This window comes from Streptomyces sp. NPDC102490 (genome assembly GCF_044765285.1).
Taxonomy (GTDB): domain Bacteria; phylum Actinomycetota; class Actinomycetes; order Streptomycetales; family Streptomycetaceae; genus Streptomyces.
In genome coordinates, this window is sequence record NZ_JBIWJU010000012.1 from 306,767 (window position 1) to 312,920 (window position 6,154).

The following is a 6,154-nucleotide window of genomic DNA, read 5'->3' on the forward strand; positions in this document are numbered from 1 at the left end:
CCGCGGCGCGGCACGAGCGTGCGAAGGGCGGTGGCCCGGGATCGGATCCCGGGCCACCGCCCTTCTGTCACCTCCCGGGTGCGCGTCACCGGCCCCCGGACGGTGCCGGCAGCCGCGCGCCCGGCTTGTGGACGGGGATGTCCTTGCCGTCCTCGCCCACGACCGTCCGGTCGCCCAGCGGCTCGTCGAGCGGCACCGTCCGCTCGTACTCCTTGGCGATCAGGATGCAGACCTTGTCCGGGTGCGGCGTCTCGGTCACCGTGACGGTCACCTTCCCGCCGCTCTCCTCGGCCTTCGCGTCGTAGTCGGAGCACACCCCGCCCGTGAAGTGCACGGTCAGCTCGCCGTCGGCGGCCGTGTAGCCGCTGACCCGCACGTCCCGCGGCTTCCCGGGCTTCGAGGCCGGCTCGTCGGACGGGGCCGGGGACGGCTCGGCGGGGGCCGCGGTGGTCAGGTACGCCGGCTCCACCGCCGGATACGTGAGCGTCACGGCGTCCCGCGCCCCCGGCGCCCGCACCTCGAACAGCCAGGACGGCACCAGCGTCTGCCGTCCCCGCACCGGATGCGCGGCCAGCCCGAACACCGCGTCCTCGACGGTGGCGACCTGCTTCTTCCCCGGCCCGGGCCGCTCCGGAGCGCCGGTCGGCGGCGCGCACGGCCGGTCCGCACGGTCCTGGTGCGGCACGGGACTGGCGCAGCCGCCGATGTCCGCACCGGCCCCGGCACCCGGCGCGTTCAGCAGCGCCAGGGTCTCCTCGGCGTTCAGGACGGGATACGTGTCCCCCTTGACCGGCTCCTTCACCTGGCCGCTGCCGCCGACCACCTCGCCCCGCGCGTCGACGACGACCCCGGTCGTCCAGCCGTACGTGGGCAGCCCGCCCACCTGCGGTTCCGCGTTCACCGCCCGCCGGGCGCCCATGACCTGGCTCGCGTCCAGCTTGGCGTCGTCCTGGCCCAGCGCCTTCAGCACCGGCGCCGCCGCCTTCTTCGCGGCCGCCTCGCCCACCGGGTCCCCGTCGGCGGCGGGGCCCTTGCAGACGGCGCCCTTCTTGCAGGTGTCGGTGCCGGGGGCGTAGCGGTGGAAGGTCCAGGTGCCCGGTGCCTGCCGGCTCACCGTGAGCAGCGGCCCGGAACCGTCCTTGGCGTTGCCGACCTTCCACGCCCCGCCCTGGGTGCGGGGCGCGCCCTCGACGCCCAGCGCCTCGGCCAGCCGGGCCACCTCGGCCTCGGTGACGTCGCCCTTCGCCCGGTACACCGGCGCCGAGCCGGGCCCCTCGGGGAGCGGCCCGTCGGCGCGGTAGGTGACGCCGTGCGGGTCGGGCTCCCCCGGCGCGATGCCGTTCGAGCCGCCTTCCGAGGACGACGGGGACGACGGGGACGACACCCCGTGGTCGTCGAGGGGCAGCGGCGGGGGAGTGTCGTCGCCCGAGGCGCCGGACGCCGTACCGCCGTCCGTGTCGTCCCCGGTGGCGGACGTGGCCAGGTAGGCGCCGCCGCCACCCAGCACCAGCACGGCGGCGGCCACCGACGCGACCGCGACCGCCCCGGGCCGCCGCCGCGCGGTACGCCCGCTGCCCGCCTCGTCGGCACCGGTGGCGTCGTCGTTGTCGGGTCGCTCGGTGTTCACCGCATCGCTCCTTCGGCTGTGACTGGGGACAGCGATGGGACGCGGTGGGCCGGGATCCGGTTCCCGGTGACGGCAGGCGTCGCCCGAACGGCCCCGAGACCGCCCGGGAGCCCGCTCAGTCGCCGTAGTCCGACATCGCGTCCAGCAACCGGGCCGAGGCCGGCGGCACCCGGACGCCGTGGATGAGGGCGAGGGGCACCGGCCGGGGGGAGAGGTGGGCCGGCGCGGACCAGCGCGGGGTCATCCGGGCGCAGTCACCGCGCAGCGACGCCAGGTCGCCGTCCAGGTCGGCCGGAGCGGGGTCGGCGGTCCTCGGATTCGTCATGACAGCACCGTAGGCACGTCCCGTACCACGAAGAAAGTTGTACTACCGGGTAGTTTCGCCTGCTTCAGCCTGGCGGCGGTGCCGGGTAGCGTGAACCGTCAACCCGCCTCCCCTCAGGAGAGAGTCCACGCCGTGCGCATCGCAGTCACCGGCTCCATCGCCACCGACCACCTCATGACCTTCCCCGGCCGCTTCTCGGACCAGCTCGTCGCGGACCAACTGCACACGGTCTCGCTCTCCTTCCTGGTCGACCAGCTGGACGTACGCCGGGGCGGCGTCGCCGCGAACATCGCCTTCGGCATGGGCCAGCTCGGCACCCGGCCGATCCTGGTGGGCGCGGCCGGCTCCGACTTCGACGAGTACCGGGCCTGGCTGGACCGGCACGGCGTCGACACCGGTTCGGTCCGCATCTCCGAGACCCTGCACACCGCCCGCTTCGTCTGCACCACCGACGCCGACCACAACCAGATCGGCTCCTTCTACACGGGCGCGATGAGCGAGGCCCGCCTCATCGAGCTGAAGACCGTCGCCGACCGCGTGGGCGGCCTCGACCTGGTCTCCATCGGCGCCGACGACCCGGAGGCGATGCTCCGGCACACCGAGGAGTGCCGCACCCGGTCCATCCCCTTCGCCGCGGACTTCTCCCAGCAGATCGCCCGGATGAACGGTGACGAGATCCGGATACTGCTGGACGGGGCGACCTACCTCTTCTCCAACGAGTACGAGAAGGGGCTCATCGAGACCAAGACCGGCTGGACGGACGCGGAGATCCTCGGCCGCGTCGGCCACCGCGTCACCACCCTCGGCCCCCGGGGCGTGCGCATCGAGCAAGCCGGCGGCGAGACCATCGAGGTCGGCGTCCCGGACGAGGAGCGCAAGGCCGACCCCACGGGCGTCGGCGACGCCTTTCGCGCGGGGTTCCTGTCGGGACTGGCCTGGGGGGTCTCGCTGGAGCGGGCGGCGCAGGTCGGGTGCATGCTGGCGACGCTCGTCATCGAGACGGTCGGTACTCAGGAGTACCAGCTGCGCCGCGGGCACTTCATGGAGCGGTTCACCAAGGCGTACGGGGACGAGGCCGCGGGGGAGGTTCAGGCGCACCTGGGCTGAATTCGGGGGGCGACTTTGCGGTTGCCCCACGGGGAGCGGTGTCGGGTTCGGGTGGGTGGGGGGCTGGTCGCGCCCGCGCGGCGGAGCCGCACATCGATAACAGCCCCGCGCCCCCTAGGGGCGTCAGCTGACCCGGCGGACCAGGTACGCGCTTCCCTTGTCCGCCTTCTCCTCGCCCACGTACTCCTGGCCCCGCATCTCGCACCATGCCGGGATGTCCAGGCGGGCGGCCTCGTCGTCGGAGAGGACACGGACCGTGCCGCCGACGGGGACGTCGCCGATGACCTTGGCCAGTTCGATCACCGGAATGGGGCAGCGCCGGCCCAGCGCGTCCACGACGAGGTCGGGGCCGGCCGCGCGGACGGTCTCCGTCGCGGTCGGCGCCCCCAGCTTCTCGCGCACCGCGGCCACCGTGCCCGGCAGCACCTCCAGGAACCGCTCGACGTCCTCCGCCGCGGTCCCCGGCGGCAGCGACACCCGGACGTTGCCCTCGCTGAGCACCCCCATCGCCCGCAGGACGTGGCTCGGCGTCAGTGTGCTGCTCGTGCAGGACGAACCGGACGACACGGAGAAACCGGCGCGGTCCAGCTCGTGCAGCAAGGTCTCCCCGTCGACATAGAGACACGAGAAGGTGACGATCCCGGGCAGCCGGCGCGAGGGATCGCCGACCACCTCCACGTCCGGCACCAGGCCGGGCACCCGGGACCGGATCCGCTCCGTCAGCTCCCGCAGCCGGGCCGCCTCCGCCGCCGCCTCGGCCCGCACCGCCCGCAGCGACGCCGCCGCGGCCACGATCGCGGGCAGGTTCTCGAACCCGGGCGCCCGCCCCGACTCCCGCTCGTCCCCGGGCCCTTGCGGCGCGTACCGGACCCCCTTGCGGACGACGAGCAGCCCCACCCCCGAGGGCCCGCCCCATTTGTGCGCGCTGGCCGTGAGCAACGACCACTCGCCTTCGACCCGGCCCCAGGCCAGCGACTGGGTCGCGTCCACCAGCAGCGGCACGCCCGCCGTCCGGCAGATCTCCGCCACCTCCGCCACCGGCTGCTCGGTGCCCACCTCGTGGTTGGCCGACTGGAGACAGGCCAGCGCCGTGTCCTCGCGCAGGGCGTCCGCGTACGCCGCCGGGTCGACCGCCCCCGTCCGGGCGACGGGTACCTGCGTGACACTCCCGCCGTTGGCCGCCTCGTGCGCCTCGGCCGCATGCAGTACGGAGGAGTGTTCGACCGCCGACACGATCAGGTGGCGCCCGACGCGCCGCCGCCCGGCGAGCGCCCCCGCCACCCCTGAATGCACCGCCCGCGTCCCCGAAGGAGTGAACACCAACTCGTCCGCCCGGCACCCCACGGCCTCGGCCGCCGCCTCCCGGGCGGCATCCAGCAGCAACCGCGCCCGCCGCCCCTCCCGGTAGAGCCGAGCAGGATCGGCCCACCCCTCGTCGAGGGACGCCAACAGCGCCTGCCGGGCAACGGGATGGAGGGGAGCAGCGGAAGCAGCATCGAAGTAGGCCACACGCCCACGCTAGAACGCCGGGGGAGCGGACGCCCATGAGGGGCGCGGGGCCGTGACATGTGCGGCTCCGCCGCGCGGGCGCGAGCAACCACGACGCACCGTCAGCCGCCAACGAAACCGCCCGGTCCGGCCCCGTAGGCGCCCCCATCCCACCCTTAAAGAGTGACCCCCGGCGCGTATGCCACCCTCCCCGCGACCCCCCGGAGGGCGTCGGCTAGGGTTTGGTCCGCATAAACATCAAACCCCTGCCCGACGCAGGGCGGCGACCGACCAGCGAGAAGGCAGGCCGCAGCCAACCGCGCGGGCGAGACTCTCGGGAAGGCGCTACGTGAGTCCCAACGGCTCCGACCGCTCGCCGCGGCGCCCGATGCGGCGGAAGCTGCTGCAGGCACTGACCGCGGGCCTGGTCCTGGCGACCGCCACCGGTTGCACATACGAGGACTTCCCCCGCCTCGGCATGCCCACCCCCACCACGGAAGAGGCTCCGCGGATCCTCTCCCTGTGGCAGGGCTCCTGGGCCGCCGCGCTGGCCACCGGCGTGCTGGTGTGGGGCCTGATCCTGTGGAGTGTCTTCTTCCACCGGCGCAGCCGCACCAAGGTCGAGGTCCCTCCGCAGACCAGGTACAACCTGCCCATCGAGGCGCTGTACACCATGGTTCCGCTCGTCATCGTCTCGGTGCTGTTCTACTTCACCGCGCGTGACGAGTCCGATCTCATGAGCCTCAAGAAGAAGCCCGACATCACGGTCAACGTGGTCGGCTTCCAGTGGAGCTGGTGCTTCAACCACATCGAGGACGTCCCGGGCTCCACCGGCGACGCCAAGACCTCCAAGGAACTGGCCGGCATCCCGGACCGGTTCATCGAGGACTTCCCGGCGAACGCCGGCGGTGTCTACGACTGCGGTACCCCCGGCACGGAGAACCCGCAGACCGGAAACCCCGGCCCGACCCTCTGGCTCCCCAAGGGCAAGACGGTCCGCTTCGTCCTGACCTCGCGTGACGTCATCCACTCCTTCTGGGTGGTGCCGTTCCTCATGAAGCAGGACGTGATTCCGGGCCACACCAACGCCTTCGAGGTGACCCCCAACAAGGAGGGAACCTTCCTGGGCAAGTGCGCCGAACTGTGCGGCGTGGACCACTCCCGGATGCTGTTCAACGTCAAGGTCGTCTCCCCGGAGCGCTACGAGCAGCACCTCCAGGACCTCGCGAAGAAGGGGCAGACCGGTTACGTTCCCGCGGGCATCGCTCAGACGAGCCACGAGAAGAACCGGGAGACGAACAACCTGTGAGCATCCTCAACGAACCCCAGGGTGCCTCGGCAGCGGAGGACTCGTACGAGAACGAGCTGCCGGTACGGCGCAAGCAGCCCGGCAACGTCGTGATCAAGTGGCTCACCACCACTGACCACAAGACGATCGGCACGATGTACCTGGTGACGTCGTTCGCGTTCTTCGTGATCGGCGGTGTGATGGCGCTGTTCATGCGCGCCGAGCTCGCCCGGCCCGGTCTGCAGATCATGTCGAACGAGCAGTTCAACCAGGCGTTCACGATGCACGGCACGATCATGCTGCTGATGTTCGCGACGCC

The 6,154-nt window shown here is 72.5% G+C and carries 6 protein-coding genes; 3 read left to right on the plus strand and 3 right to left on the minus strand.

All coding sequences use genetic code 11. The features are described from left to right. Positions 1–85: 85 nt before the first annotated feature. A complete protein-coding gene (locus ACIRGB_RS27975) occupies positions 86–1,627 on the minus strand; it encodes a hypothetical protein (protein ID WP_403870675.1) in 1,542 nt (513 codons plus the stop codon). A 115-nt stretch (positions 1,628–1,742) separates the two neighbouring features. Then, positions 1,743–1,952 (minus strand): hypothetical protein, encoded by a 210-nt coding sequence (locus ACIRGB_RS27980; protein ID WP_403870678.1) that lies wholly within the window; start codon positions 1,950–1,952, stop codon positions 1,743–1,745. Positions 1,953–2,084: 132 nt separating this feature from the next. On the opposite strand from ACIRGB_RS27980, the gene ACIRGB_RS27985 reads away from it, so the two are divergent. Continuing rightward, entirely contained in the window at positions 2,085–3,059 is a 975-nt protein-coding gene (locus tag ACIRGB_RS27985) for a carbohydrate kinase family protein (protein WP_403870681.1), read from the plus strand. Between the two features lie 123 nt (positions 3,060–3,182). Here ACIRGB_RS27985 and ACIRGB_RS27990 read toward each other — a convergent pair whose 3' ends face one another. Continuing rightward, positions 3,183–4,568: a cysteine desulfurase/sulfurtransferase TusA family protein gene (locus tag ACIRGB_RS27990; RefSeq protein WP_403870684.1), complete on the minus strand. Its 1,386-nt coding sequence runs from the start codon at positions 4,566–4,568 to the stop codon at positions 3,183–3,185. Positions 4,569–4,896: 328 nt separating this feature from the next. Between ACIRGB_RS27990 and coxB the strand changes: the two genes are divergently transcribed. Together coxB and ACIRGB_RS28000 are read left to right on the plus strand one after the other, a co-directional pair. Then, positions 4,897–5,856, plus strand: a complete 960-nt coding sequence (coxB, locus tag ACIRGB_RS27995; RefSeq protein ID WP_403870687.1) for a cytochrome c oxidase subunit II — start codon at positions 4,897–4,899, stop codon at positions 5,854–5,856. Next, positions 5,853–6,154, plus strand: a 302-nt coding sequence (locus ACIRGB_RS28000) for a cbb3-type cytochrome c oxidase subunit I (RefSeq protein ID WP_403870689.1), incomplete at its 3' end; no start/stop codon positions are given. The genes coxB and ACIRGB_RS28000, both read left to right, overlap by 4 nt.

What these genes read in the sequence shown, in the direction of transcription:
- ACIRGB_RS27980 (WP_403870678.1), bottom strand. Translation starts at nt 1,952, where the DNA reads ATGACGAATCCGAGGACCGCCGACCCCGCTCCGGCCGACCTGGACGGC.